Source organism: Pseudomonas sp. W4I3, from assembly GCF_030816195.1.
GTDB lineage: Bacteria > Pseudomonadota > Gammaproteobacteria > Pseudomonadales > Pseudomonadaceae > Aquipseudomonas.
In genome coordinates, this window is sequence record NZ_JAUSXS010000001.1 from 2286914 (window position 1) to 2313117 (window position 26204).

A 26204-nucleotide genomic window follows, 5' to 3' on the forward strand; every position below is an offset into this window, starting at 1 on the left:
GATTAATCCCGGTCCGATAACTTGCTGCGCTGACGTGCGCGCTTTTCGTTTTCAATCTTGTTGAGCATGGCGCGCAGGCTTTTCTCCATGGCTTGCATGTCCATGCCAGGCGCTGCCGCGATGGTGATTTGGTAGGTGTCGTGGCTGTCGTAGACCGCCGATGTACCCGCGCTGCTGATGGGAGGACGATCATCAACCGCCAATGCCGGCATGGCTGTTGCGGTTAAAGCCAGAGTGCCGGCCGCTGTCAGTTGCTTGCCCATGCTCGACAACGCATTGAGCGGCCCCTTTTGTCCACCCTCCAAGCCCTTTGTCAGCCCCGCCATGGTGAAGCCGCCCAGCTCAGCAAACACCCGCGAAGGGCTGTGGATACCGAGCTTTTCCTTGAACCATCCGATGCTGGAATCGCCAATGGAGCTGATAGTGCTTTTGACGGCGCCGAGGCCAGCTTTCAGTCCGTTGACCAAACCATTGACGATCATCCCGCCGAATTCGGTGAATTTCCCCGGCAGCTCCACGCCGAAGTAACTCATCACCCCGGCGAACGCCTGGTAGAACAAGCCAAGCGGGCTGAAGTTGGTGATCATTTGCAGGATGCCGGCAAGGCCCTGGTCAAAGCTGGTTTTGATAGTGGTCCACACATTGACCGCGCCGGTTGCCATGGCGCCAATGCTTTTCAGCAGCGTCATGATCATGTTGCCGATGGCTGCGCCGAAGCGTTGACCCATCGACTGGGCGGCGCCGCCGACGTCGTCGACCGGTTTCAACAGGTCGGTGAACCAACCGATAACTCCGCTGATGCCGGAAGAGATCAAGTTGAACAAGGGGCGGACGATGCTGCCGAGCAGACGCAACGCAAAACCGATAACCGGAATCGAGTAGGCAGCTTTCGCCAGGCTGATCAGCAGCCCGCCGAACTTACCAAACCCTGCGAGCACCGGCTGCAGGGCTTCGGTGAGTCCCTGACAGAAACCGAGGAAGAAACCCTTCATCGGTTTCCAGTATTTGTAAATCAGCAACGCACCCGCGACCAGGCCCGCGACAGCGGCGATCAACCATCCGACCGGGGTTGCCAGAATAGCTGCACCGACCGCACTGATAGCGCTGCCGAGCATTGGTAATACGCTGACCGCCGCAAGCCGCGCGGAACTGATCAGCGTAGGAATGACGCCCATGATCCCGCCGACGGCCCGGCTGGCAGTGACGGTTCTCCAGACTTTTCCCATCCGGCCAACCTCTACGCCGGCGCCTGCGGCTGCGATACGGGTTCCGATCAGTTGAGCTTTGATACTACCCAAACGAATGCCGAACATCGCCATGCCATAACGCAGCACGGCGAAAGGGCCGAGCATGCTCGCCATGGTCAATGCCAGCGTGCCGAAGACCAGCGCTGCAGCCGCGACAGCCGCGACGACTTTTACCAGGCCGCCGGCTAACTTTGGGTTTTCCCTGGCCCAGGCTCCTACGCCGTTGGCAAGATCGCCCAGCGTATTGATCAGCCCTTTAAGCTCGGGAGCAACTGCGGCTCCGAACTCCGCCATGGCATTGGTAAAGCTGCCCTCGGCCGCTTCCATAACGTTGGTCAGGGTTCCGAGCTGCTCGTTAACGCGGGTACGCAGATCGGCCTGATTTTGCAGCTTCTGCTGTACCTCCCTATACCCGGCCAGACCCTTGCTCATCATTGTGTTCAAGGTAGTCATTGTTTCGGAGTCATCGCCGAACAAACTCTTGATGGTCGCGGTGCGGTCTTCATCGTTCAGTGTCTTGAGCTTCTCAACCTGAGCGAAAAGGTTTTCCAGTCCGGCGAAGTTGCCCTTGTCATCGGTAAACTTGAAGCGGATGGATTTACCTTCCAGCGCCATGATCTCGTTGACGTCCTTGACCCCGTCCTTGTCCAGGCCTGCCTGAAAGATCTTCCGGTACGCGTTGCCAGCGGCACCGCCTTCCATGCCTGCCTGGTCCATCATGACCAGGAGGGGGGCCAGCTCAGCGGCGGCGTCGATTCCCGATTTTTTGATGGTGTCCATCACCGGGGCAATTTTACTGAATCCCTGCAGCATGTTGGTCGGGTCAACGCCGGCATAGAAGCCTCGCTGGATGGTGTCCATCAGCGACATCATGTCTTTCTCTGACGTGCGCGTAGCGTCCTGCATCTTGGCAGCGAACTCAGCCGCGTCGGTGGCTTCCATCTTCAACTGCACGCCGAGGTAAGCAGCCGCCTCACCGGTGCCGCCCAGGATGCTTTGCGCGCTCAGGCCCTGGCGCCGAAGCATCGTCATCATGTTCTGGAAGTCGGCCGTGGTGCCTGGCAGGCGGTCGCCCAGCTTGGTCGCCAGGTCGGTGATCCTCTGGAAGTCTTCCGACACTTTGCCGGTGTCGCTCATCATCGACACTTTTAGCTGCGTGGCCGAGTCTTCATTTGGGGCAAAGGCTTTGATTGCCGACACCACGGGGCGGCTGGCGGCGTAGCCCGCGCCGAGGCTGCCGGCTCCGGCTACCGCAACGCTGCCGGCCAGACTCTGGGTTTTGTCGTAGGTGGCACGCGCCTTTGCCAGGCTGTCCTGCTTGCGCTTCAACGCATCCAGGTGGTCCATCTGCATTTTCATGGCCTGGGTGGCGGTGTCGATATCGCGCTTCAGCTTCAGTTCGTGCGCGCCCAGGGCATTGGTGTTGATGCCGGCGTTTTTGAGCTGCATGCCAAGGTTGGCAAGTTTTACTTGCTGCTGGCCGTACTGCTCGCCCAAGCGTTTCGACTCGGCGGTGTGCTGTTTCAGCAGCGCGAGCTGGTCCTTGAACGGGCTTTCCAGGCGGCGGATCTCGTCGCGCAGGCTGGCGTGGCCCGCACGACTGGTGCGCAACTGCGCGTTGTTGAGTGTGAACCGGTCAGCCAGGGCCTTTTCCTTGGCGGCGAGCTGGTCCAGCTGGGTCTTGCGCTCCCGCTGGGCGGCTGTGAGGCGGGTGTATTCGTCGTGCTGCGCTCGGGTCAGGGCGTTGCCCTTTTGCATCACGGTATTGAGCGCGGCGATCTGGCTGGCTGATTGGCGGTGTTCGTCGCTCATCAACCCCAGGGCATTGCGTGTCCCGGTGAGTTCGCGCTTGAGGTCGGTCTGACTGGTTTTGAGCGCGTCGACCTTCTGCCGGGACTTGTCGAACAGCGCCTGGGTCGGCGCGAGCTGCTGCCGGACTTTGGCCGTTTCGCGGGCGAGTTCGCCTACCTTGGTGTTGTTGGCGGCGAGCGCCTCGGATGTCGCGCGGGTTGCGGCCTGCAGTTCACGCCATGCGCCGACGTCGCGTTGCTGGGTGTTGAGTTCTTTCAGGCGGTCGCGAGCGGCTTTGAGGGCGCGGGCGGTTTCCTTGCTACCGCCCGTGATTTTGTTCAGCGGACCTGTGGCCTTGTCGATGGCGCTGAGCAGCACCTGAAGTCTCAGATCATTCGCCATCGTTGGCACTCCGCACCCTGGCGCGCTCGCGCCAGTCCATCAGGTCTTGCAGGCCCAACTGATCCATATCAGCCGGGGCCCAGTGAAAAACCACGGCCAGATCGGCCATGGCGTCTTCTACGCGACGAGGGATGCATCCGTCTTCGCCGACTTCTGCAACAAAAAACCAGAGATTTTGCTGCTCAAGGCCAGCAGATCGGCAGGGTCCATGCCGGTGACTTCGACGGCGGTAAGGCTCGGAGAGCTGATGCGCGGCAGAACCTTGATCAGACTGCCGACGTCCATCTGCAGTAGCTCCACCAGGCTCACGCCGCGCAACTCGCCGGAGTTCGGTTTGCGCAGGGTGATGCTGTCGATGGTGGTGATGCCGCGACGGATTGGCGTGTCGAGGATGACGGTGTTGTCGTCGGCCAGCTGCTGCACGTCGGGCTGTTCGATGGTTTCGTTCTTCATTGGATTTGCTCCTGGTGATTAAAGGGTGAGTCTCGATCGAGCGGGTGCTTCAAATGCCCATGCCGGTGCGGTGCTTCTCCAGCATGTCCACGCCGTTGACCTTCTCGACAAAGTTGAGCAGGTCGATTTCGATGATTTCTTCGCCATCCACGGTCAGCTTGTAGTAGCTGCAGGTGGTGGTCATGGAGTGCTCAGTGTCTTCACCGGGCTGGGCGTCGCCCATTTCGATGGTTTCGTGGCGACCGCGCACAACCACTTCCACGTTGCTGACTTCGCCAGTGTCGTCTTGCTGGTAAGGGCCAGAGAATCGCAGGGCCACGCTGGAGGCGTTGACCGCGCCGAACTGACGCAGAGAGATCAGATCGAGCCCACCGGTTTTCCATTCGAACTGGATGCCGTCGTCGGACATGCCCAGGTCAGCTTTGACCGGGCCATTCATGCCGCCGCCGCGATAGCCTTCCATCTTGCGGCCGAGGGCGGGCAGGGTGAGGGACTTCACCAAGCCGAGGTAGCTGTTGCCGTCATTGAACAGGTTGAGGTTTTTGAGCTTGCGTGGCATTGCCATGGCGGTGTTCTCCGGGATACGGGGTCAGGGTGAACTCCCCTTGCGGGGAGGCCCGGTTTAGCTGTTGATGCCTTTGGCGAAGTCGATCAGGTAACGGTCGGTGATTCGCTGGCGGAAGGTGAGGTTTTCAAGCGGCGGGACGGGGGTGTAGTCGTAATCCACCCACAGCTTGCCGTCCTTGAGGGTGTCCTTTGTGTTGACGTCGTCGGGGTACCAGCAGCCGCCGCCGATTAGATAGCCCTGGGACTTCAGCTCGCGCATCTTGGCGTTCACACCTTCGACCAGGTCGCGTGCCAGGGAGGCGTGCATAGGTCTGTCGATAGCCCACATGTGCGCTTCGCCCATGGTGTCCGCGATGATTTGCGCGGTGCGGGTATAGTTTTCGAAGGCGAATAGCGGGTCATCGCTGCAGGTGCGGCTACCCCAGAAGCGGAAGCCGTTGGCGTTGATCAGGGTGGTGACGTCGTTGCTGTTGAGGTAGTTGGCGTCCGTTGCCGGGTTTTGCAGATCCCAGAACACGTCGGCGCTGATACCCGTCACGCCGCTGACGGCCACGTTGGACAGGGTTTTATGCCAGCCTGTCTCCTGATCGATCTTGGCGCGCAGGCCAAGCGCACGGGCCACGGCCGAGGCGGTAGTGGTCTTGTTGGCGACGGTGTCCCAGTTCTGGAAGTCGGGCCAAATCACCATCATTTCGCGGGCGCCGAAGTTCGCGCGGTAAGCGACCACCTCTTCCTTGGTTTTGCAGCCCCAGGCGCTGACGTAGGCAAAGGCACGAAGGTCTTTGGCAATCGCACCGAGCGCGGTGGCCACCGGCAAACTGTCCAGGCCAGGCACCCCGAGAATGCGTGGCGCCATGCCCACACGGGACTTGGCGGCGAGCAGAGCTTTCATGCCGGTGTACTGGCCGTTGGGCGTGGTTCCGCCGATCAGGGCGCTGGTGGTGGCCGCTTCGTCGGCGCCTTCCTTGACCCGTACCACGATAACGTAGGGCTTGGTCTGGTCAGCGATGCCTTGCAGGCTCGCGGCCAGGGTGCCCTTGACGCCGGCTTTGCCGACGGCGGTTTGCACGTTGGTGAGCAGGACGGGCGTGTCCAGGGGGAAAACAAGCGGGTCCGCATCTTCAGCCGTGCAAACCATGCCGATAACTGCGGTGGGAATAGTGCGAATGGGGCGGGTGCCGTCGTTGAGTTCGATGACCCGCACGCCGTGGAGATAATCGGCCATGGGTTATGCCTGCGCTGTGATGGAATGACAGTGCAGAGGTTGCCGCGCGCGCGCCTGCTGGGCGAGCGCGGCACCTTGTAGGGGCCGCGTTTACAGGGGGAGTTCTATTGAACCTGATCTTTGATCCAGGCGGGAGGTACTGGACGGTTGCCGGCGTCTGGAAAATTGTCTGACTGGGGCCAGTCGCGCAGCTGCTGCATGTACGTCAGCAGTTCGCTGTATTGGTCTGCAGTGAGCGTTGTGTCTGAACCCAGCTCGGTCTGGTCCCTGTGACGCTCACGAAGCCAAGCGACGCCTTGTAGCTCCAAGTCTCGCCAGCGGCGCTCTTCCATGGCCGCTTCTTCAGTGGTCGATTTGGGTAGAGTTTGACCGCCGTCGGCAACCCATTCCAAGTAGGCCACCCAGTCTTTGTTGCCCATATCTTCCGGGATGAACACACGGTCACTCATGCGCCGAACGCCGGCTGGGGTGAATCGGTACTCAGTTGTATTCATAGTCATAACCTCAAAGTTCCGCGTCGGCGGTCCACTCGATCTGTAGGGTATAGCCAGGAATGGACCCAGCCGGCGGCAGGCATGAAAGCGCAAAGCCTGTTGCCCATAAGCTCTGGATATTCGTGGAGGTGCAGGGTTTGGCGGAGGACTGTGCCCAGATCTCCGACGAGTTATCACCAGGTGAAAACAATTTCAACGTAGGAACAACGCGTTTCACTTCCCGGAAGTCCATACGCAAGGCTGACTGCGAGGCCTGTGCTGCTGCGGATTGCGTGAAGGTGGCGATACAGGTCGACGGACCGTTGTTCGATTTCAGTGGGTGATCCTGCAGGAAAGACTTTTCGAAGTAGCGCAGGCATGCGCGGTACTCCTCCTGGTGCGTCCTGTAATCGTATGGCGTCGCCACGCTGCCGGACTCGATCTGAACGTTGGTAATGTCCGTGTAGTGGGCACCCGTGCCCCAGCTGGCAAAGATAACTTCCAGGAAGTCATTCGCGACGCCCTTGTTCTTGTTCACCACGCCGCCCAAGTCGAGGGTCACGACGTATTTTTTGTATACCGTCGTCAACTCCACCGAGGTGCCCACATCGACGTTCGGCTCGGTTGAGTTCACCCCGAAGTTCTGGCGAAGAATCACCGCACACGTATGTGGAACGCTGGTTTTCATATAAAACGAGACGGTGACCTTCCCGCCGGCCAGTGTTTCGACGTTCTCGATACGCTGACTGAGGTTCCAGCCCTGGCCTTCACCCTGGCGCGAAAGTCTCAAGGCAAACTTTGCCTCGTTGATATTGGCATCCTGCTCGAGAGGCAGCTGGCTCCAATTGCAGGTGGCGTTTTTTGGGCTGTAAATCATCCAGCGGTCCGGGCCGAACGTGCTTTCGGGGTCACCGTTGGCCTTTCCGACGATGCCTGACTTGCCTCGCTGCCAAATCTGGAAAGCGCCATTAATCAGCCGGTTCTTGCGGAAGACGTGCACCGGGAACTGCTGAAGTGCGCTCTCGATTTGGTTGCGCACTGCCTCGGTGTTGGTCACTCGTTTGGAACGGTCATTAATCGGCGGCGTTGGTGCGTTCTGCCCTCCTGCCCACTGGAACGACAGAGGCGTAGTGCCCAGGACGATGGGCGCGTCAGTGACCAGGTGCCAGAGCGTGTCGCCATTGGCGGCGCCCCGTTCGACGTGGACCAACAAACCAGGGGTCACCTCGCTGCCGATATCGGCATCCGTCGTGCGGGTCCAGATGTCGGCGGTGGTCAGGTACAAACCGTTGTCTTTACCCTGGATTTGGTCTTTCACCAACACCCGAGAGCCCACTGGCACTGCCACGCCGTCAATTGTCTGCGCACCGGCCAGGACGATTGGCCCCGTGGTGGCTACCAGAACGGACTGTTTCACATCCCGCTGATTGATGGCGTCAGTGATGGAGTCGGTCACGAACTTGCGAGTCGCGAGCACAACCGCCGGATCGATCATCAGCACGACGTTTGCCGCGCTGGACACGATGAAGTTCATGCGTATCACCTGGGTCCGGCCAGAACCCTGGGACATCAGCGGCTTGTAGCTGGGGGCGCAGTTCGCCACGGCCACCAGATCGCCGTCAACGTCGTACAGCCCGATCTCCCGCATCCACCATCCGCCTTCGTCGGCCGGAATGATTTGCTCGGCGATAAGGATATTGGGATTGGCGGGGTCGATCAAAAGCTGGTTCAACGGCCGACGGCGGCGCTCATTGATCAGCTTTTTTTGGTTCCGATCTGGAATAGGGTTGGTCTCATTGGCATCGCCCACGCCCATGTCGGTGAGTTTCCAGGGGATGCCGAGCGCGTCCGCGTTGGCCTGCTTTGCTTCACCGACAGCGGTGAGAATCGCAAAAAACTGAGAGGTGGGATCGATCATGGGTAGATGTCCAGTGTGTCGATGGAGTGTTCCCGGCCAGCGGCGCCGATGTAGCACGTAAGGTTGATAGGCCCTGGTACTGGCGGATAAATGTCGAGGGTGTCGATGGTGTGCTCTCGCCCTGGTGCGCGAATAACGCCCGTGGTGACGATGTCGCGAAGAACTGGCGGATAGACGTCGATTTCATCGCCGTCGTAAGTGCTCGCGAAAACGTTGATGCGGCCGGTGGTTTCGAGGCTGATGGCCAGGCCTGTCAGGTGGCGCGTAACGGGCCTGGCGTCGTCAATCAGCCAGGTCAGCTCCTGATACATTTCCTCGGTAATACCGGTTTCCAATACGCCCACCTTGATGGCGAACGTGCCCGGTACGCCGTTCGGCGTGGTTTGCCACCACTCCAGCACCTCGATCAAGTAACCGAGCGGTTCCACCACGCGGCGCAGGGCGCCGATGGTGCCTTTGCGCGAGTGGACGTAATGGGAGGAACGGATTGCTGCGCGTTTCGCAGCCTCGGTCCACTTGCTGTCCCAGCGATCAACCGAAAAAGCCCAAGCTAGATAGGGCAATAGGTCGACGGGACAGGTGTTCGGGTTGCAGAGTTGGCGCAGGGGGATCGGCACGCGCTGGATCTGCGCAAGTGCCTGCGCCGCCTGGCGTTCAAGCGGTGTAGCGTTTCCGGGCAACAGCTGCTGTGCACCCATTACTCGGCGCCTCGGCTAAGTGTGATGCCGGTGCAGAACGGCGCTTGGGCCTTGGTCGCGACAATGTCCACCCAGCCCTCCAGTTCGACCTTGCGCACGCCTTCGACGTGTAGTGCGGCGTGCAGGGCCGACTCGGAAACCTCCATGCCCAGGCGACGGCGCTGATGAACGTAGTCCAGCAGACGCTGTTCGGCAGCAGCCAAGATAGGCTCCGACTCCGGTCCGCTCGACAGCAGATAGAGCTTGGCCTTGACCTGGTAATTCAGGATCTGCGCGCCCTGAACGGTGAGACGATCGGCCACCGGCCGGCGGTCATCGTCGCTCAGATAAGCGTTGACGATGGCAAGCAGGTCGGGGGGGGCCGCTCCATCGCCCAGCAATGACTGAACCGTGACCACGGCAACAGCAGGCGAGGGGCTTTCGGCGGTGGCATCGGCCACCCGCCCATCCGCAGCCCTGGCGTGAAAGATGTAGCTATTTCGCGGGCCGGCGGTGCTCAAGCCTTCCCAGGCCATCTGCGCTCGTTCGCGCAGGCTGTCTTCGCCTTCCATCAGCTTCGGGATCGGCGGCACAGCATTGGCTTTGCCTTCCTGGATGACCAGGCGCTTGACGTTGAAGTTTGCGGCCAACTGCTCCAGGTCAGTGCCCCGCGCGGTGGCGAGCAGGTTGGCAAGCGACGCTTCGTTGACCCGCTGACGCCAGACGGTCTCGCGGTAGGCGTTTTCCTGCAGCAGCTTGGTCAGTGGCTCCGACTCAATCTCCAGGCGGGCCGCGATTTGGGCCTGCTCGTCGGCCGGCCATAGGCTGATCATGTACGTCTTTCGCTCGGCCAGGATCTGTTCGAAGTCGATCTGCTCGACGATCTGCGGCGGCGGCAGTTGGCTGAGGTCGATGGCTGCAAAACTGTTCATACACTGCCCCCCAGCTGCAGCGGCACGCTGAGGCTCAGCGGCTCATTCGTATCCACCTCGGTGCCCTCCACATCGATCGAGGCCTGGCCCTGCATGTTTGCGCCTGCAAACTGCACGCGGCTCAAGCTGATGCGGGGTTCCCAGCGCATAAGGGACATGACCGTGGCTGCATAAACCCGCAGGCGGTTGACGTCGTTGAAAGGGTGGTCGACCAGCTCGGGCACCAGGCTGCCGTATTCGCGGCGCATTACACGCGTGCCAATGCGGGTGGTCAGGATGTCGGTGATGGACTGACTGATGTGCTCGCGCTCGCTGATGGCGCCGCCGGTTTGTCGGTTCATGATGGGATGGGCACCCCGGACTGCTCGCTGCCGGCCTTGACGCCGGTGTGCGGGTGTTTGACCAGGCTGACGCCGGCTGCGACCACGTCAATCGACACGTCAACCCGACCGGTGACGGTCTGATTCCCGGTTTGGATGTAGTCGCCCTGGTGCGTAATGTCGCCGACCAGGTTGATGCCGCCCTTGCTGATCAGGTTGGTTGTGCCGCCGTCGACCAGCGTGGCGTTGAGGTGGTGGGCCACACTGTCGTATTCGATCACCGTGCCGTCGGCGTAGGTACGACGGTGCAGGCCTGGGCGGTTGCCGTTGGCCGGGATGTGGTCACTGAATACGCCAGTCACGGCGATGCCGTTGGCAAGTTGGCCGGATGGGCTGAGCAGGACCACTTGTTCTCCGAGCGTGGGCGGATCCCATTCACGGTCGGCCCCGGCGCGCCAAGCGAGCCATGGTAGCCAGGCAGTGGTCAGCGTCCCGGTTTTTACCTGCACGCGCGGGGGCTCCATCTGCACAGCGGCGATGACGCCGAAGCGGATGAGGTTTTCGAGCATGCGGGCGAGGGCGGCTAAGTCGTTCATGGCGCCGATGGTGGCGCCACGCGCGTGCGGGCGCAGCTTCGGCGCCTTGTAGGAAGGGGGGTTACAGTGTCAGGTGGGTCAATAAGCTGTCGCGGATCAAATCGAGGTCTTCGTCCGTAAAGCCCAGCAACTCGCGTTGTTCGTAGCGTACTTCGGGCGCGTCGCGCTCTGCGCGGTCCTTTAAACCGAGTTGGTGAACTCTGGCGATCCGGGCAATGCGCCCAGTGAAACTAACGATAGCGGCGTCGCCATCGCCTCGGGCTTTCATGTAGGTCGCGGTGCGCAGCTTTTTGAACATCTCAACCTTGCGCCGGATGCGGCCTTGCTTGCCGCGCAAGTCCCGCTTTTTCCGTGGTGCGAACTTGCTACCATCCGGGTTTTGCTGCATCAGCACACGCTTCTGCTGGCTACGCCGCAGGTCCTGAGCGATGGAGCGGGCGAGTTGATTGCGCGCACTTGGCTGTAGCTGCTCAAGCAGGCCGGACGCCCAGGTCTCAAGCGCTTCCAGCTTATTTGTCATCGGGGACCATCCATTCGCTGGCGTTGCCTTGGGAACCCGGTATCCAATTCGGATCGAGATAACCCGCCACTCGTTGTGGCTCACCGACATGACGAACAGTGGTTTTACCTTGCTCATCCGTGCCTACCACCACCCGTTCCGTTAGGCGCAATGTAAGGCCGAGATCCACTTTTTCTTTGTCGAGAATGTCAGCTTCGAACTGAATACCGTTCTGCATTTTTTCGTAGTTTTCCAGCAGCTCCGGTTGGTTGATGCTGATCCACCCCAATACGGGCAGCATCACACTGTCAGGGTGCCCCGCAAAGGCGGTCAAGATGATCTGCAGATCGTAGCTGTATTCAAAAGAAAGGGTTGCCGCAGCAGTGCAGCGGACCTTGCCGTTGTCGATGAAGATCAGCAACAGGTCCGGGTTGTGTTTCAGCTCGGCAACGGTAGCCAACAGGTGAGCGCGCAGGCTCTCATGCTTGTTCATGGATGGGCCTGCTGGTGTTTGTAGACCATGTCGACCTGGGCGGCGCAATCGGCCCAGGCGGCTTCGGCGCGGTCTTCGTCGGTGAGCAGATCACCGTTATTGGCTGGGCTTGTCGCTGGCAGTTGGCACGGCACCACGGCCGGACAGCCAGTCACGGTAAGCTGCGGCGCCGGTGAGGGCGGGGCGCTCGCGCAGCCGGCGAGCAGCGTCAGGCAGAGGCTGAACAGCCCAGTTGCGTAGTTCGTCGTTCTCACGTTTTAGTTCCTCTATGGTTCGCGCGCGCTTTGCCAGGGCCTGGCGCAGCTGGTCCTGCTGGGTGCGCAGAGCGGACTGGCTTTCGCGTTCCTGCTGCAGGGTGGTGGTGAGAGTGTTGACGGTGGCCAGGTTACGGTTCGCGTCTTCGCGGGCTGTTTTGGCGGCGTCATTTGCCCGCGCGGTTTCGTCCTCGGCGGCGTCTATGCGCTGTTGCTGGCCCCAGATCAGCAGCGCCAGGGCACCGAGCAGCGCAATGCCGTACAGAGCCTGGCGCAGGGTGCTCACGCCCGGTACCAGCCGAGTTTGTTCATGGCAGCGGTGTCGAGCTGTTTAATCGGGCCGCGTACGATTACTGCCCTTGCGTTGTTCATCAGCTGGATGCACTCGGCCAGCCGCACCATGTCTTCCTGTTCGGTCGATTCCGGCACCACCAAAAGGTCACCGTCCTGCACCCTCAGTTTTTGAACCGCTTCGAAGTCGATCACGCCGCCACCCCTTTCCCGCACTCGCAGCTGGCGTGCCGCTCATAGGCTCGCTGAAGCTTGGTGTCGTAAAGGTTGCGCAGATAGTCCGGCCCGTTGTAGAGACGTGCAAACTCGGCCCATTTGCGGGCCTTCAGGGCCTTGTGCAGCACCGGGTCCGTTTCGATGAAGCGGGTGAAGGCGTCGAATTGCTGCGATTCGCCGGTGCTCATTGCCGCCACAAAGTCCTGAACGCTGGCGTAGCCAAGACGTTGCCAGTGGTAGCCCATGATTTGAAAGGCGCCCCAGGACGCCGATTCCAGTGCGGCCGTGTCGTCGATCTGGCGGGCCATGGCCAGGCGTTGGTGCTCGGCGGTACCGCCGATGTAACCACCGGCCTTCGGGTTGACCAGGGCGGGATTCGTCGCAGCGAGTTCATCGGCGTGACGCTTGATCTGCGCCGGGTCATCACCGGTGTGTCGAACCTTCGCGAGCTGTCGGTACATGACGTGCCGTTCGAACAGGATCACCGGCTTGCCGTTTTCCAGGAAGCCTTTGCCTTTCGATTCCACTTCGTTGACGGCGTAGATAGTCGCCAGCGGCACGCCGAGGCGTTCAGCAGCGGTTACCAGGTCGTGGTTACGCAGCAGTTGGGCACAGTCGCCGCCTGCCAGGCTGGATTGGGTCTTGGTACCGGCAACGCCATCGGCTACCAAGCCAACTTTCAACTGGTAGGCGCGTACGGCGATCTCGGTGGCGTCACCGTAGTGACCGTCCGGCACCAGGTTGGCACCGTACCTGTTGAGGTTCTTTTGCAGAATAAGCACCGCCTGCGAGCGGTCGCCGTGGCGAAGGGTGGTGGTCATGCACTGGGCCTCAACAGGGCGGCGACGTTGCCGCGTGAACGGAAAATCAGGATGCAGAGCAGCACGATGGCTGCGGCCTGGCCGAAGCTCGTCGGCTGACGGTCCAGTAGGATTTCCAGACCGCAGATGCAGAGCACTCCGCCAAACAGGCTTGCCAGCAGGGAGATGCTGCGCCGGTACCGCGCATCACCTCGGGTGTAACAGGCCAGGCGCAGAGCGCTCAGCAAGTAGGCAATTGCCGCGATCAACTGCACGGCCAGTTCGATGTTCGGCATATCAGGTGCCCCCTCGGATGCGACGCCAGATGTCCCAGATATCCGCCTTTTCCACCCACACCATCAGTTTGATGCTGATCGGGATGACCACCAGGGCACAGAGAAAAGCGCTACCGCCGCTGGTGATGAACGGGATTGCTTGCAAGGCCATGGGTGCGAACAGGTAGCCCACCCCGGCCGATAGGAACAGAGAGCCCAGGCGCTGCCAGACCTTGAGGTCGCGCTTGGTGCTGGTGACCAGCCAAGCGCCGAGGATGGCGCCGAACAGCGCCCCGTCGTCGATGACTGGCGTGACGCTCGCCAGGCCCAAGCCAATGAGCAGGCCGGACACAACGCTGGAAGTCGGATCAGCCATGGTGTGGGTTTCCTTGGTAGCAGTGGGTCAGTCCCATAGGTTCACCATCTGCCGTTGGGGCGCGCTGGTTTGGGCTTCGGGCATGTTGATAACGAGGCCTTGTGGCAGGACGGGGCCGTAGTCGGCCAGGCCGGGGTTCGCCTGCAGCACTGCTTCGGTGACGCCTGCGGTTCGGCCGTAATACCGCCAGCACAGGGCGTCGACGGTGTCGTTTTGATTGGCGCGGACGGCGACGGCCATCAGATCAGCTCCACGGTGGTGCGGCTTTTTTCGAGAAAGTCACGCACCGCCCAACGCAGATCGCGGCGGTAGTCATCGATGGTAGGTGCGACCTCTTCGGCCTGGTTGCTGCCGGTGTTGGTGGCGCTGTAGTCGCGAAAGCGCTCGCAGACTTCGGCGCCGGTACCGGCCTCGATCGCGCGGCGGTAGAGGTGAGCCTTTACCGATACGTCTTTGATCCGATCACCTGGTACAGCGTCCAACGTGGCGTAACCAGCTGCCTGTTGAGCTGCTCGCCAGTCACTCAGCTCGCGGTTGAGGTTGATAGCGGCAGAGATCACGGCGGTTTCCAAGCGGGCCGGGGTGACGCTGGAGTCGATGCGCAGGGTGGCGCGCAGGCTATCCAGGTCAATCGACGGCCAGAACGGGTCGGTGTTGATGTGGCCGCTGGCGACGGTGCCGCTGGCTACAAATGCGCTCATGAGACTGCACTCAAAAATAGATCGCCGGTGGTCGGGGCTTCACGTTCAGGAGGAGCGGCCTGGCCGATCCGCCCCGAGCCGGCGGGGTGCGTGGGGACGCTCAGTTAGCTGCTGGAGCAGCGTATTTTTTCAGGAGGCGCTCGACGCGCTCCAAATCCTTCTTGCCACCGCAGTTGGTGTTCAGTTCGATGGCACGGGACAGATATTTTTTCGAGGACTCCAGGTGACACAGGGCGGCCACCTTGCTTTCCGACGTGTCGTCGTCCGAAACCATCTCCGCGAAAGCCTTGCCCAGGGCCAGATGCAGCTTGGCTTTAGCCTGGTCGGGCATGTCTTCTTCACCCGCGATTTGCTCAGTGCGCAGCAGCAGATCCACGTCGAACGTGCCACCCGCCTTCTGCGCCTTCAGGGCGACTTCGGCAATTTCTTCGGCAACGATGGTGCCGGTAGTGCGTTCGAAGCGGTCAGGCATGAGCAATGCGTGCTGAATGACGTACTCGGCAATGTCGAGGGCGCCGGCAAAGTCGCCGGCATCCATTCGCCAAACCATCAAAGTGGTTAGCACCTGGTCCTGCGCGCCTTTGCCGCCTGCCAGAACGCCTTCCACATATGGGACGTATTCGGGCAGCAGTTGCTTTTTCAGCTCTGCTTTGCCCTCGGTGGACTGCACCTGTTTCAGGCGCAAGTAGTCCTGCTGGAGCTTCGCCAGGTGCAGTTCGTAAACAGTGGAACCTTCCATGGTCATGGCTGGGCCGGCCACAGCGGCCGCTGCGACGGCTGCTGTGACGCGCTGGAAGTGACGACGGCAAGGATTGGTCATGGTTGCTCGCCTTAGCTCAGGGTGATGTTTTCGGCCATGGCGGCGCAGCCAAGGTCTTCGATCACGTAGGCTTCATTGACCGACTCGTAGTTTTCAATACGGTCGCGTTTGGCGTTATCCACCACCGTGCGGCGGCGGGTGCCTTCCTGCCAGTAGATCGACAGGTTGTCGAGGCGGGTAACCAGCAGGCCGTTCGGCGGGAAGTGAGGCACTCGCACAGCCGGCAGGTTGCCGATGCGCTTCTGGCTGGTGACGATATCGGCCGCGAGCATTTCGGTCGGCGCTTGGGTCTTGTTGATGATCGGGAAGTACTTGTCGGCCAGCAGCTGGCGTCCGCAGATCACCACTAGGTCAGTGTCTTCCTGATACCAGGGCTCGATGAACTCGTTGACCATACTCACGACCAGGGCGTCGATGTTTTCGAAGTCCTTGCCCGCGCCGATCTGGATCTTGCCGCTGCCGTCGACCACTTCTTTCATAACGCGCGCCGGGTTCTCCAAGCGCATCTTTTGCAGCCAGCCGACGTTAACGTCCTGCAGCAGCTTGTTGATGTCCGGTTTGGATGTCGCCGCACGGCTGGTACCGTTCCAGCCGATCATGATCCGGTTGAGCGCCTGGGCCCGGATGATGGCGTCACGGATACGCGCCTGGAAGTCTTTGAACTTGGCCCATTGATCCAGCTTCTGGTAGCGCAGGCCCGTATCGAAGTTGGTTTGGGTGCAAGTGTACCCACGGTTGTCGAGACCGGTAGGATCGCGTGGCTCGCGGTCTTGCTGGGTGGTATCGGTGGTGCCGGCAATAGTACCGTCGATACCGATGCCGATTTTTTCGCCCGACTGCTCAGCCACGCCGTAGACGTTGATCGAGCTGAGAAACGCGCTCGACTCCTGCATCCGGGTTTCCAACGTCTGTGCAACGGATGGAGCGGCTGTGAATTTTGTGGTGACGTCGCTCACGCCGTGCAGTTGGGCGAGTTGTTGCAGGTAAGCGTTGAAAAGAACGCGAGTATCGTTACGCATGGTGTTCTCCGATGTTCCTTGGCTGGGTGTTGTCCGTGATCTGGATTAGCAGTCGGTGACGAGTGCGCCGTCACCGCCCGTAGCCGGCGGGCGAACGGAGTACTGCGGTTTCTGGCCGGTGGTATCCGGGGTTTTTTCGAGCTGTTGAACCAACGCAGTGAAGTCGGCACACAGCTTTTCGTGAGCGGTCTGCAGCTTTTCGCGGGCGGTTTTTTCGGCGGTAAAGGCTTCGCCCTGACCGGCGACATGCTCGGCCATGGCTTCAACAGCCTCGCCGAGTTCAGTGAATAGGGCGGCGTCCTTGCCTTCCTTGTCCTTGCTCTTGCCGAGTAGGTCGAGAACGCGGCTAAACAGGCCTGCGACTTTGCCGCTTTCGTCCTCAACTTCTTCGAATTCAAGTTCGATCTCGACGACCTCAGAGAAGAGGTTGCCGGGATCGCGTTTGCGACTGGTCAGCGGGTTCATGTCCGGGTGTTGGGCGCTGAACGTCAGCATCTCAGTGCCCAGGCTGGCCGGGGTATCGGTAACGGCAATGCCGTCCAAATAGGCGCGGCCGGTGTCGGCGAATTTCGGCCGAATCTCGATGCTGGTGTACAGCTTCTGCCGTGCTTTGTTCATGGCGATCAGGTCGGAGGTCGGTTCGATTTGCGCGAACAAGGCCAATTTTTTGGCCCCGGCAATCTCCACCTCTTCCGTCTTCAGCGCGACGACATCGCCGTAAGCGCGGAAAGGGCTATCCGGCAGCAAGCTGCGCATGTGCTCAATCCAAACCCGCGCACCGTAGGTGTTCTGGCTGTAGGTTTCGGCAGCGTCGACGAGCCATTGGCGCTCGATCTGACGACCATCGGTGGTGGCGCCTTCAACGGCGACGCGGAAGAACTTGGAGCGTTGTTTCTTGGCTGGGTTGTCGGTTTTGCCGGCCATGCGTGAATCCCTCAGTGCGGTGGCAGTCTGCCTTGGCGATGAGCGCATGTTGTTGAGCGCGGGCGCGACGGGCAACGAGGCGCTGTTGTAGATCGTTGATCTACAAGGGGCGGAGGGGGAACTGTTCGCGCGCGGGCGGCAGCATCTGCGCCATGAATGCCATCGTCGAACTACCTACCGATCACCGCCGCCACGCCAAGCACCTGTATTGGCAGGGCTACCGCGTGTGCGAGATCGCTGAGTTGATCGGGGAGAAGGAAAAAACGCTGCACAGCTGGAAGGCCCGTGACGAATGGGACCGCGCGACACCGCTGGAGCGTATCCAGGCGGCGACCGAAGCCCGCCTGGTGCAGCTGATCCTGAAAGACCCGAAGTCAGGGTCCGACTACAAGGAAATTGACCTCTTGCACCGCCAGCTGGAGCGGCAAGCCCGTATCCAGCGCTTCAACGACGGCGGTACCGAAACCGAGTTGAATCCGAACTTGGCGAAGCGCAACGAGGGACCGAAAAAAGCGCCGAAACGCAACGAGTTCGACGAAGAACACATTGAAAAACTGACGGAAGCGTTCATCGACGGCTGTTTCGGGTACCAGTTGGATTGGTACAAAGCCGGCAATCAGCGAACCCGCGCAATCCTCAAGTCACGGCAGATCGGCGCGACCTACTATTTCGCCCGTGAAGCGCTGATCGATGCGCTGACGACAGGCCGTAACCAGATTTTCCTGTCAGCCTCGAAAAACCAGGCGCACATTTTCAAGGCCTACATTCAGGCCTTTGCCCGTGAGGTGGTCGGTGTTGAGCTGACGGGCGATCCGATCATTCTGGGCAATGGCGCCGAGCTGCATTTCCTGGGTACCAACGCGCGGACGGCCCAGGGCTATCACGGCAACTTTTACTTCGACGAATTCTTTTGGACTTTCAAGTTCAAGGAACTCAACAAGGTCGCCAGCGGCATGGCGATGCAGAAGCAATACCGCCGAACGTACTTTTCGACGCCTTCCAGCATGGCCCATGAGGCCTATACGTTCTGGACCGGTGAGCGGTTCAACAAAGGCAAACCGGCGGCGCAACGGGTCAAAATCGACGTCTCTCATGATGTTCTGCAACAGGGCCGGCTGTGTGAAGACCGGGTGTGGCGGCAGATCGTCACCATTCTGGACGCTGAGGACCGTGGCTGCGACTTGTTCGACTTGGACGAGCTGCGCCAGGAATACGATGCCGAAGCTTTTCAGAACCTGCTGATGTGCCAGTTCATCGACGACGGGGCGAGCATTTTCCCGCTTGCGATGCTGCAGCCTTGCATGGTGGACAGCTGGGATCTATGGGCCGAGGACTACAAACCGTTTGCCGCGCGTCCGTTTGGAGATCGCCAGGTTTGGGTGGGCTACGACCCAGCTGAGAACGGCGACAGCGCTGCATTGGTGGTAATTGCTCCACCAACGGTTCCCGGCGGCAAGTTCCGGGTGCTGGAAAGACACCAATTCCGGGGAATGGACTTCGCCGCCCAGGCCGAATCAATCCGCCAGGTCACCAGACGCTACTGGGTGACCTACATCGGTATCGACATCACGGGTATGGGGTCTGGTGTGGCCCAGCTGGTGAAGCAATTCTTCCCGAATATCACCACGTTCAGCTATTCGCCCGAGGTCAAGACGCGCCTGGTGTTGAAGGCGTACGACGTCATCAAGAACGGCCGTCTGGAGTTTGATGCCGGTTGGACGGATATGGCGCAGTCGTTGATGGCTATTCGCAAAACAGTCACCGCCTCCGGGCGCCAGTTCACCTATACGGCCGGTCGCACCGACGAGACGGGCCATGCCGACTTGGCGTGGGCGACCTTCCACGCCCTGCATAACGAGCCTCTTGAAGGGCAGACCACGGCGAATACCGGATTTATGGAGTCCTATTGATGAGCAAACGTAAGCGCGGAACCCAACTGAGCACCGTCCAGCAACCCATTGAGGGGGACGTGCTACCCGCTGAATCCGGCCCGGTCGAGGCATTCACCTTCGGTGATCCGGCGCCCGTGCTCGATAGCAGGGAGATCCTTGACTACCTTGAGTGCTGGGCCAATGGGCGTTGGTTCGAAACACCTATGTCCATGGATGGGTTAGCCAAGACGACCCGCGCCAGTGTGTACCTGCAGTCCGGCCTCAACTTCAAGCGCAACATGCTGGCCCGTACGTTCGTTCCTCACCGGCTGCTGAGCCGTCAGGCCTTTGAGCAGTTCGCCCTGGACTGGCTCTGGTGCGGCAACTGCTACCTGGAAAAGCGCAACAACATGCTGCGCAATACCATGGGCTTGCTGCCGCCGTTGGCGAAGTACATGCGTCGAGGCGTCGACATGGAAACCTATTACCAGGTGCGCGGCTGGAAGGATGAGCACGAGTTTGCACCAGGTTCGATTTGCCACCTACGTGAGGCCGATATCAATCAAGAGATTTATGGGTTGCCGGAGTGGCTGGCAGCGCTGCAGAGCGCGTTGCTCAACGAGAGCGCCACGCTATTCCGTCGCAAGTATTACAACAACGGCAGTCACGCCGGATTCATCCTGTATATGACCGACGCGGCGCAGAAAGAAGAGGACATCGACTCACTGCGCACCGCACTGAAGAACTCGAAAGGGCCGGGTAACTTTCGAAACCTGTTTGTGTACGCGCCGGCCGGTAAGAAGGATGGCATCCAGCTCATCCCGGTGAGCGAGGTTGCTGCCAAGGACGAGTTCAGCTCGATCAAGAACATCAGCCGCGACGATCTGCTCGCGGCGTTGCGTATTCCACCCCAATTGATGGGCATCGTCCCGCAGAACGCGGGCGGTTTCGGGTCGTTGCGAGAGGCTGCTGAAGTTTGGGCGGTCAACGAGCTGGAGCCGTTGCAGGCCAGGCTGGCCCAGGTTAACGACTGGCTGGGTGAAGAGGTTGTCAGCTTCAAAGAATTTGAGCTTCCAACGGGGGGGAAGTAGTACCCCCGCGCAGTAAACGAGGCGACGAGCGTGTGCGCTAACACCCGCTCGACGCTGAATCACTCGAACACGCCGAGTGCTCCAACCAAGGCCTCGCCCCACTGCGCAGGGGGTGCGAAGCCTAAGCGAATCCAATTTTCAAAACAAGGATCACTTATGAGCACACCGATTATCCCGTGGATGGGCGGCAAGCGTCGCCTGGCAGATCGTCTTATTCCACTGTTCCCGCCGCACGAATGCTATGTCGAGGTCTTTGCCGGCGGCGCCGCGCTCTATTTCATGCGTCCCCAGGCTGCGCCTGTCGAAGTACTCAACGACATCAACGGTGACCTGGTGACGCTGTATCGGGTCGTTCAAAACCACTTGGAGGAGTTCGTGCGCCAGTTCAAATGGGCGCTCAGCTCCAGGCAGGTGTTCGAATGGCAGAAGATGACCCGGCCGGAAACCCTGACCGATATTCAGCGGGCGGCCCGTTTTTTCTACCTGCAGCACCATGCCTTCGCCGGCAAGGTCAGCGGGCAGACCTTCGGTACCGCCACCACCGGCCCAGCCATCAACCTGTTGCGGATCGAGGAAAACCTGTCTGCGGCCTGGCAACGGTTGTCTGGCACCTATGTCGAGAACCTGGGCTGGCTTGAATGCGCTGAACGCTACGACAGACCGCACACCTTCCACTACATGGACCCGCCTTACTGGCAGACAGCTGGCTATGGGGTGGACTTTCCGTTTGAGAACTATGAGCGGATGGCCGACTTCATGCGGCGTTGCAAGGGCAAGGTGATGGTGAGTATTAACGACCACCCAGATATCCGCCGGGTGTTCGAGGGCTTTCACTTTGAAACGGTGGATATTCGGTACAGCACGGCGAATCAGCGGCAAGGCAAAGCAGAAGTGAGCGGGGAGCTGATCATCATGAACTGGGAGCCGAACGCCTTCGGCGGCCTGTTCTAGCGCATTGGCTGGATCAAACTGGGTCCTTTGTTTTTTACGTTACCGACCGCGACGTCGACCTTGAACCATTCAAAGGCCTCGGCCGGCTCGCCTTGATGCAACACCATCTGCTCGGCACGTTCCTTTGGCGTTGCCGGGTCCAACCATTCACGGGCCAGGTCCGGGGTTAACACCACGGGCCTTCGGTCGTGGATGTCCACCATGCCCCCGACACTGTCTGCGGTAATAATCACGAAGCCGTCATGCTCGCCTGGTCCGTGATCGACGTCGGGCAGCTGACCGATCGATGCGCACAGCACTGGCGCGCCATCCCTCCGGCGGATCAGGTAGGGCTGTTTTTTGGGGCCGCCTTCGTCAACCCATTCAAACCAGTTATCTATTGGCGCGATTGCGCGGTATGGCCAGATCGAGCGGAAGAACGATCCGTGCGCGACTTTCTCGACTCGGGCATTGATTGGCGCAGCTCTGTCCTTTGCCCAATGCGGTCGCCACCCCCAGCGCACCGGGTCGGCATGCAGCAGGTCGCCCTGCAGGTGCAATAGAGCAACCTGGGTGGTTGGAGCCACGTTGTAACGATCAAGCGGCAGCTCACCGACGGAATTTGCCAGGGCATTAGGCATGCTCAATGCCGCAACGAAGTCATGAATGCCGCTGTATTGTGAAAGTCGTCCACACATAACTATCTCCGCTCGTCGGTCCTGGTGAACAGCCGCGCTCCGGCCGGCCTCTACCCAATAGACACCGACGCCGGAGATTTGTCATGACAACCGACATTCGTCAGGTTAACGAGATGGAAGCGTGGCATGCGCTTCTCAATGACGCTGAGTTTGAGGCGAGGTCGCCAGAGTACCGCTATGAAACACGCCTCGCCCTGGCGGATAGCATGCTTGAGCGCAAGGTGATCGACTGCGGCGAATGGAGGGAGTTGGTTGAGGAAGCGGTCGCCGCTTATGCAAGCGACGCTGGTTGATTATCGCCTTTGGGGACAAAGCCCTGACCTGAGCAAGTCATGCAGTCCTCCCGCAGGTCGAAGCGGTCATGACACGCGGTGCACTTGCTGAATTTGGCGGATAGCAACAAGGGCCTCGCTATCCTATAACCCTCAAAATCGCGCTCTTCCAAGGTCACCTGCGCGCAATCTACAAGTGCCCGATAGGCGTCCGCGTCACCGATGATCGGGTAAACCTTCCCATTTATAACTTGTGCGGTCTGCACCAGATCGTACAGTTCGCCTGATGGCGCGGTGAGCAGCAGCCCATTTATCCGCCAGACTTCCTTGTCAGAGCGAAATATCAAGCGCAGGTCAGGTTTGTTGCCAATCACTTTCCCGTCAAATCCATCCGCACCTGGGCCAGTGGCTGAATAGTACGTGTTGGCGGTGATCCGCCCAATGCGCTCTGACGTGGACCTATCCACTACATCATAGTCGCCGCCAAACATGTACCCCTCAGCGGCGGTAGCCAGCTCTTCAACGGCGTGCCAATAAGCCGCGTCAACCTGCTCGTCCATTTCAAACTTTTCCAGCTCATCAATCACGCCTGCCTCCAGCATGTCGCGGGTTTCCCACCGGCAACTAACTCTGTGTGCCTCGGGGTGATCCATGCGGTACACGTTGTCGTCCAGCATCCCTCGCCATTTTGCGAGCCAGGCCTGTTTGAGTTCTGTAGGGGTCATGGGGGTGACTGCTTAGTTTTTACTGTATGCGTATACAGTAATCGAGGTTTGCCCAAGACGCGATTTGAGGCGACGAACTGTAGCGGAGGAGGGAGGGCTGTTTGCAGGAAAGAGGGTCAGGAGGGATGAAGATCGGTGGTTCTACAACGTGAAAAAGCCCAGTACAACATAGCATTTTGGGCAGGTCACTACAAGGCTTAGCACACGTTGGAGCCACCAAACACGGGGCCGGCGCTGTTCTGAAGCACTGGTCGGGACCCTGTCGGACAGAAGCCGAGTGGCGCGGCACCGGGAGCTTGCCCTACCCGATCTGGATGGGGGAGTGACGTGCTACATGGCGCGGGGGAAGTGACGTGCTACAGGCTGTGGGTAGGAGGGTCTGCACCTGGCGCGCGCCGTCGTCCCCCCACCTCGCCTGCGGGCTAAATGGGTCGTTTTTTCTGCGCCCCTGCGGACCACTCTCGACGGCGCAGGCTGGGCGCTTGCTTGGCGTTTTAGAGGGTGCAGAAACCTGCGGAACCCTGCGAAGGTGGATGTTTTTCGCAACGCTAATAAGCACGCACAGACAGCGGGATTCAGTAGGTGCCTCGGGAAAAAGGTTAGTTTTTTTTGGAGGGGGGTGTTGGGACTTGGAAGGCCCGTGTTTGTTGGGCTTGAGACCTAACTTTGATGGGTTAGGTTGGGTTAGGTTGAAGGTTAGTAATTTATAAGTGACTGTTTTTAAAGGAATTAATATATTGGATATTTAACACTAATAAAAGTTAGGAAATAACCAGACCTAACCAAGAAGCTAACCTTGCCAACCCTTCGAAAAGCCATAACAAACAAGGCTTTCAGGGCACCCAGTAAAAAACTAACCCTCCTAACCTCTTTCCCGTGGGTCAACATGAAAACGCGAGATGTGCCTAGGGCGGCGCGCTTTTTGAACCCGCGTGCTGCATTGCGCAGTAGTCACGACCTTTACGTTCACGCGCCCGCACCCTCACTCACACAGCGTCAGCTGTTGGCGTCTACAGGGGATGTTGGTATTGGAGCGACAGGCACTGGCGACAGGCACGGTGGCGCGGCCGTGTGGAGGCTGTTCTTCGACCAGGCGAGGGTGGTATCAGGAGGTGAGTGGTACGAAAGTGGTACAGGGAATTTTAAGGTGCGCTACAGGGCGCGTATTACAAGGCCCGTGGAATTAGTAGTTCCAATCCATCATGGGGGCGACGGAGAAGCGGCGGGAGAGGAGAGCGGATTGTAGGGGCATTGGGAATCTGAGTCAGCGGGGCGAATGGTGCGCAGTTTATCAGGGATGCATCTTGGGTGTGGGAGAGGCGTGTTTCGCGCTTCTCATCATTTTATGCGGAGCCCTGTCGTGCGTTGAATATTGTGGTCTTGAATATTGTGGTCTGACTCTGAGAAATCCCCACAAAACTTCCTTGCAGATCAGTCAGATAGCTTGAACTAGCCTGCATGAGTCGGGCAGTTTGGTAGTCGCCAAACAAACCAATCACCCGAGACTCATGCAGGCCGTACGATTCTTACACAAGGCATTTTCCCAAGCACTCCCCACTCTGCACCGCAAGCGCCTGAGCGCCCTGATGAGCTGCGTCAGCGCTTTGCTGTATGGGCACCGTCTGACGCTGACCGATCTGGGCAGAGCTATGCCCAGCAGAGCTTACGTCAAGCATTCGATCAAACGTGTGGATCGCCTGCTCGGCAACGTTCAGTTGCAACATGAACGTCCGCTGTTCTACTGGAAAATGCTCACGGCACTGATTGGCTCCTTGCGCCATCCCTTGATTTTGGTGGATTGGTCGCCGATCAATGCCGCTTCTGATCTTTACCTGCTGCGGGCGTCAATTCCGCTGGCTGGCCGAGTGTTCCCTACTTACGAGAGCGTGCATGATCGTGAAGGACATCGACCGCACGTTCGCTTGGCCAAATTGAGATGACGCGTAGCGCACCGTACCGGGTTGCGCTGTACGGCATTCACCAACCGCCCAAGGGAAGAAAACATCGGCGAGTGACGGGTAGCATCGCGCGCAGCAAACTCAGCCGACAGAACGCTCGCCGTGAACAAGAACCCTGGCTGCTCGCCAGCAATTTGCCGCAACCGCAATGGATGGCTCGGAAAATTGTCGGTATTTACCGCAAGCGGATGCAGATTGAGGAAGGTTTTCGGGATATGAAGAGTCTGCGTTTCGGCTTTGCCTTTGACCTGCATCGAACGCGCTACCCACGGCGTATCGAGATCCTGCTGCTGATCGCCGCGTTGGCCTGTTATGCACTGTATCTGGCTGGTCTTCAGGCTCGAACGACAGGGCGGTCACGTCACTTCCAGAGCAACAGCATCAGGCATAAACCGGTGCTCTCACTCTGGCGTCTTGGCCTCGAATACTTGAGATGCTCCACCACCGGATTGTCCTGCTCGAAATTGGCGGATATGGAGCTATTGCTGCGCGATGAAGTGCACCGGCAAGCTCAGAGGCTGGAGTAGATTTGTGGGGATTCCTCAGGGTCTGACCCCGATATTCCACGCTCTTCCCACCGCACGAATGCTACGTCGAAGTTTTTGCCGGCGACGCCGCGCTCTACTTCATGCGGCCCCAGGCAGCGCCGGTTGAAGTCCTCTACGACATCAACGGCGACCTAGTGACGTTGTACCGCGTCGTACAGCACCACCTGGAAGAATTTGTGCGCCATTTCAAATGGGCGCTCAATTCTCGGCAGGTGTTCGAGTGGCAGAAGATGACCCGCCCCGAAACCCTTACCGACATCCAGCGTGCGGCCCGTTTTTTCTACCTGCAGCACCATGCCTTTGCCGGCAAGGTGACGGGGCAGACGTTTGGTACCGCGACCACAGGCCCGGCTATCAACCTGCTGCGGATCAAGGAAAACCTCTCGGCCGCCTGGCAGCGACTGTCCGGCACTTATGTCGAAAATCTCCCTTGGCTTGACTGCGCTGAACGGTACGACCGTGCCCATACCTTCCACTACATGGATCCACCTTACTGGCAGACGGCCGGTTATGGCGTGGACTTTCCCTTCGAGAATTACGAGCGCATGGCATGACTTCATGCGGCGCTGCAAAGGGAAGGTCATGGTAAGCCTCAACGATCACCCAGGCATCCGACGGGTGTTTGACGGCTTTCATATCGAGAAGCTTGACATTCGCTACGGCTCCACGAATCAGAGGCAGGGGCAGGCTAAGCTAAGTGGTGACTGGTGATTATGAATTGGTGCCCCGATGCGCTAGGCGATTTTTTCTTAAGGTGAATTGGGCCGTGCACAAATTTGGTGACTGCCAGAAGCTGAATTCCAATGACGTGGTCATTGGTGCTCGATACGTTGCTGTGTAAG

Annotated in this window: 29 protein-coding genes and 3 pseudogenes; 6 read left to right on the forward strand and 26 right to left on the reverse strand. The window is 59.6% G+C overall.

Annotated features, from left to right (window positions below; translation table 11 throughout):
• Positions 1-2: 2 nt before the first annotated feature.
• From QF045_RS10485 to QF045_RS10600, 24 genes and pseudogenes are all read right to left on the reverse strand, one after another.
• Positions 3-3440 (reverse strand): phage tail tape measure protein, encoded by a 3438-nt coding sequence (locus tag QF045_RS10485; RefSeq protein WP_306492130.1) that lies wholly within the window; start codon positions 3438-3440, stop codon positions 3-5.
• Entirely contained in the window at positions 3430-3549 is a 120-nt protein-coding gene (locus QF045_RS10490) for a GpE family phage tail protein (protein ID WP_306492131.1), read from the reverse strand. Before QF045_RS10490 ends, QF045_RS10485 begins: the two co-directional genes overlap by 11 nt.
• An 8-nt stretch (positions 3550-3557) precedes the next feature.
• Positions 3558-3893, reverse strand: coding sequence for a phage tail assembly protein (locus tag QF045_RS10495; protein ID WP_306492132.1), 336 nt, complete (start codon positions 3891-3893; stop codon positions 3558-3560).
• A 49-nt stretch (positions 3894-3942) separates the two neighbouring features.
• A complete protein-coding gene (locus QF045_RS10500; protein ID WP_306492133.1) occupies positions 3943-4458 on the reverse strand; it encodes a phage major tail tube protein in 516 nt (171 codons plus the stop codon).
• A 57-nt stretch (positions 4459-4515) separates the two neighbouring features.
• A complete protein-coding gene (locus QF045_RS10505; RefSeq protein ID WP_306492134.1) occupies positions 4516-5685 on the reverse strand; it encodes a phage tail sheath protein in 1170 nt (389 codons plus the stop codon).
• 104 nt (positions 5686-5789) lie between these two features.
• Entirely contained in the window at positions 5790-6134 is a 345-nt protein-coding gene (locus QF045_RS10510) for a phage tail assembly chaperone (RefSeq protein WP_306492135.1), read from the reverse strand.
• A 55-nt stretch (positions 6135-6189) separates the two neighbouring features.
• Entirely contained in the window at positions 6190-8076 is a 1887-nt protein-coding gene (locus QF045_RS10515) for a phage tail protein (protein ID WP_306492136.1), read from the reverse strand.
• Positions 8073-8774 (reverse strand): phage tail protein I, encoded by a 702-nt coding sequence (locus tag QF045_RS10520; protein WP_306492137.1) that lies wholly within the window; start codon positions 8772-8774, stop codon positions 8073-8075. The genes QF045_RS10515 and QF045_RS10520 overlap by 4 nt, the downstream gene beginning before the upstream one ends.
• On the reverse strand, positions 8774-9685 hold the full coding sequence (locus QF045_RS10525) for a baseplate assembly protein (RefSeq protein WP_306492138.1): 912 nt from the start codon (positions 9683-9685) through the stop codon (positions 8774-8776). Before QF045_RS10525 ends, QF045_RS10520 begins: the two co-directional genes overlap by 1 nt.
• Complete coding sequence (locus QF045_RS10530) at positions 9682-10026, reverse strand: GPW/gp25 family protein (protein ID WP_306492139.1); 345 nt, start codon at positions 10024-10026, stop codon at positions 9682-9684. Before QF045_RS10530 ends, QF045_RS10525 begins: the two co-directional genes overlap by 4 nt.
• Positions 10023-10601: a phage baseplate assembly protein V gene (locus QF045_RS10535; protein WP_306492140.1), complete on the reverse strand. Its 579-nt coding sequence runs from the start codon at positions 10599-10601 to the stop codon at positions 10023-10025. The genes QF045_RS10530 and QF045_RS10535 overlap by 4 nt, the downstream gene beginning before the upstream one ends.
• 61 nt (positions 10602-10662) lie before the next feature.
• Positions 10663-11121, reverse strand: coding sequence for a phage virion morphogenesis protein (locus QF045_RS10540; protein ID WP_306492141.1), 459 nt, complete (start codon positions 11119-11121; stop codon positions 10663-10665).
• On the reverse strand, positions 11111-11593 hold the full coding sequence (locus QF045_RS10545; protein ID WP_306492142.1) for a phage tail protein: 483 nt from the start codon (positions 11591-11593) through the stop codon (positions 11111-11113). The genes QF045_RS10540 and QF045_RS10545 overlap by 11 nt, the downstream gene beginning before the upstream one ends.
• Positions 11590-11775, reverse strand: a pseudogene (lysC, locus tag QF045_RS10550) (Rz1-like lysis system protein LysC); the annotation flags it as partial. The pseudogene lysC and the gene QF045_RS10545, both read right to left, overlap by 4 nt.
• Positions 11690-12133 (reverse strand): Rz-like lysis system protein LysB, encoded by a 444-nt coding sequence (gene lysB, locus QF045_RS10555; RefSeq protein WP_306492143.1) that lies wholly within the window; start codon positions 12131-12133, stop codon positions 11690-11692. The gene lysB and the pseudogene lysC, both read right to left, overlap by 86 nt.
• On the reverse strand, positions 12130-12333 hold the full coding sequence (locus tag QF045_RS10560; RefSeq protein ID WP_057704552.1) for a hypothetical protein: 204 nt from the start codon (positions 12331-12333) through the stop codon (positions 12130-12132). The genes lysB and QF045_RS10560 overlap by 4 nt, the downstream gene beginning before the upstream one ends.
• Entirely contained in the window at positions 12330-13175 is an 846-nt protein-coding gene (locus QF045_RS10565; protein ID WP_306492144.1) for an N-acetylmuramidase family protein, read from the reverse strand. Before QF045_RS10565 ends, QF045_RS10560 begins: the two co-directional genes overlap by 4 nt.
• Positions 13172-13450, reverse strand: a complete 279-nt coding sequence (locus tag QF045_RS10570; protein WP_065932284.1) for a phage holin family protein — start codon at positions 13448-13450, stop codon at positions 13172-13174. The genes QF045_RS10565 and QF045_RS10570 overlap by 4 nt, the downstream gene beginning before the upstream one ends.
• A 1-nt stretch (position 13451) precedes the next feature.
• The gene (locus QF045_RS10575) at positions 13452-13805 is read right to left on the reverse strand and encodes a putative holin (RefSeq protein ID WP_019818195.1); all 354 of its coding nucleotides are present in this window, start codon (positions 13803-13805) and stop codon (positions 13452-13454) included.
• 27 nt (positions 13806-13832) lie between these two features.
• A complete protein-coding gene (locus tag QF045_RS10580) occupies positions 13833-14045 on the reverse strand; it encodes a tail protein X (protein WP_065932283.1) in 213 nt (70 codons plus the stop codon).
• Positions 14045-14506, reverse strand: a complete 462-nt coding sequence (locus tag QF045_RS10585) for a head completion/stabilization protein (RefSeq protein WP_306492145.1) — start codon at positions 14504-14506, stop codon at positions 14045-14047. The genes QF045_RS10580 and QF045_RS10585 overlap by 1 nt, the downstream gene beginning before the upstream one ends.
• Positions 14507-14606: 100 nt before the next feature.
• Positions 14607-15326: a phage terminase small subunit gene (gpM, locus tag QF045_RS10590; RefSeq protein ID WP_200648173.1), complete on the reverse strand. Its 720-nt coding sequence runs from the start codon at positions 15324-15326 to the stop codon at positions 14607-14609.
• 11 nt (positions 15327-15337) lie between these two features.
• Positions 15338-16345, reverse strand: a complete 1008-nt coding sequence (locus tag QF045_RS10595) for a phage major capsid protein, P2 family (protein WP_124414151.1) — start codon at positions 16343-16345, stop codon at positions 15338-15340.
• 45 nt (positions 16346-16390) lie between these two features.
• Positions 16391-17269, reverse strand: a complete 879-nt coding sequence (locus tag QF045_RS10600; protein WP_306492146.1) for a GPO family capsid scaffolding protein — start codon at positions 17267-17269, stop codon at positions 16391-16393.
• A gap of 152 nt (positions 17270-17421) precedes the next feature.
• Here QF045_RS10600 and QF045_RS10605 point away from each other — a divergent pair, with 152 nt between their 5' ends.
• The 3 genes from QF045_RS10605 to QF045_RS10615 all read left to right on the forward strand — a co-directional run bounded on the left by QF045_RS10605 (position 17422) and on the right by QF045_RS10615 (position 21182).
• Positions 17422-19179, forward strand: a complete 1758-nt coding sequence (locus QF045_RS10605; protein ID WP_306492147.1) for a terminase ATPase subunit family protein — start codon at positions 17422-17424, stop codon at positions 19177-19179.
• Positions 19179-20231 carry a phage portal protein gene (locus QF045_RS10610; RefSeq protein WP_306492148.1) on the forward strand — a complete coding sequence of 351 codons (1053 nt, stop codon included), beginning with the start codon at positions 19179-19181 and terminating at the stop codon, positions 20229-20231. Before QF045_RS10605 ends, QF045_RS10610 begins: the two co-directional genes overlap by 1 nt.
• Positions 20232-20387: 156 nt before the next feature.
• The gene (locus QF045_RS10615; RefSeq protein ID WP_124414154.1) at positions 20388-21182 is read left to right on the forward strand and encodes a DNA adenine methylase; all 795 of its coding nucleotides are present in this window, start codon (positions 20388-20390) and stop codon (positions 21180-21182) included.
• Here the strand turns inward: QF045_RS10615 and QF045_RS10620 are convergent.
• A complete protein-coding gene (locus QF045_RS10620; protein ID WP_124414155.1) occupies positions 21179-21859 on the reverse strand; it encodes an SOS response-associated peptidase family protein in 681 nt (226 codons plus the stop codon). The genes QF045_RS10615 and QF045_RS10620 overlap by 4 nt on opposite strands.
• Positions 21860-21942: 83 nt before the next feature.
• Between QF045_RS10620 and QF045_RS10625 the strand changes: the two genes are divergently transcribed.
• Positions 21943-22152 carry a hypothetical protein gene (locus tag QF045_RS10625; RefSeq protein ID WP_306492149.1) on the forward strand — a complete coding sequence of 70 codons (210 nt, stop codon included), beginning with the start codon at positions 21943-21945 and terminating at the stop codon, positions 22150-22152.
• Here QF045_RS10625 and QF045_RS10630 read toward each other — a convergent pair.
• Positions 22131-22856 (reverse strand): hypothetical protein, encoded by a 726-nt coding sequence (locus QF045_RS10630; protein WP_306492150.1) that lies wholly within the window; start codon positions 22854-22856, stop codon positions 22131-22133. The genes QF045_RS10625 and QF045_RS10630 overlap by 22 nt on opposite strands.
• Positions 22857-24364: 1508 nt before the next feature.
• Between QF045_RS10630 and QF045_RS10635 the strand changes: the two are divergent.
• A pseudogene (locus tag QF045_RS10635) lies at positions 24365-25341 on the forward strand (transposase).
• 29 nt (positions 25342-25370) lie between these two features.
• Positions 25371-26120: pseudogene (locus QF045_RS10640) on the forward strand (DNA adenine methylase); the annotation flags it as partial.
• Positions 26121-26204 lie beyond the last annotated feature (84 nt).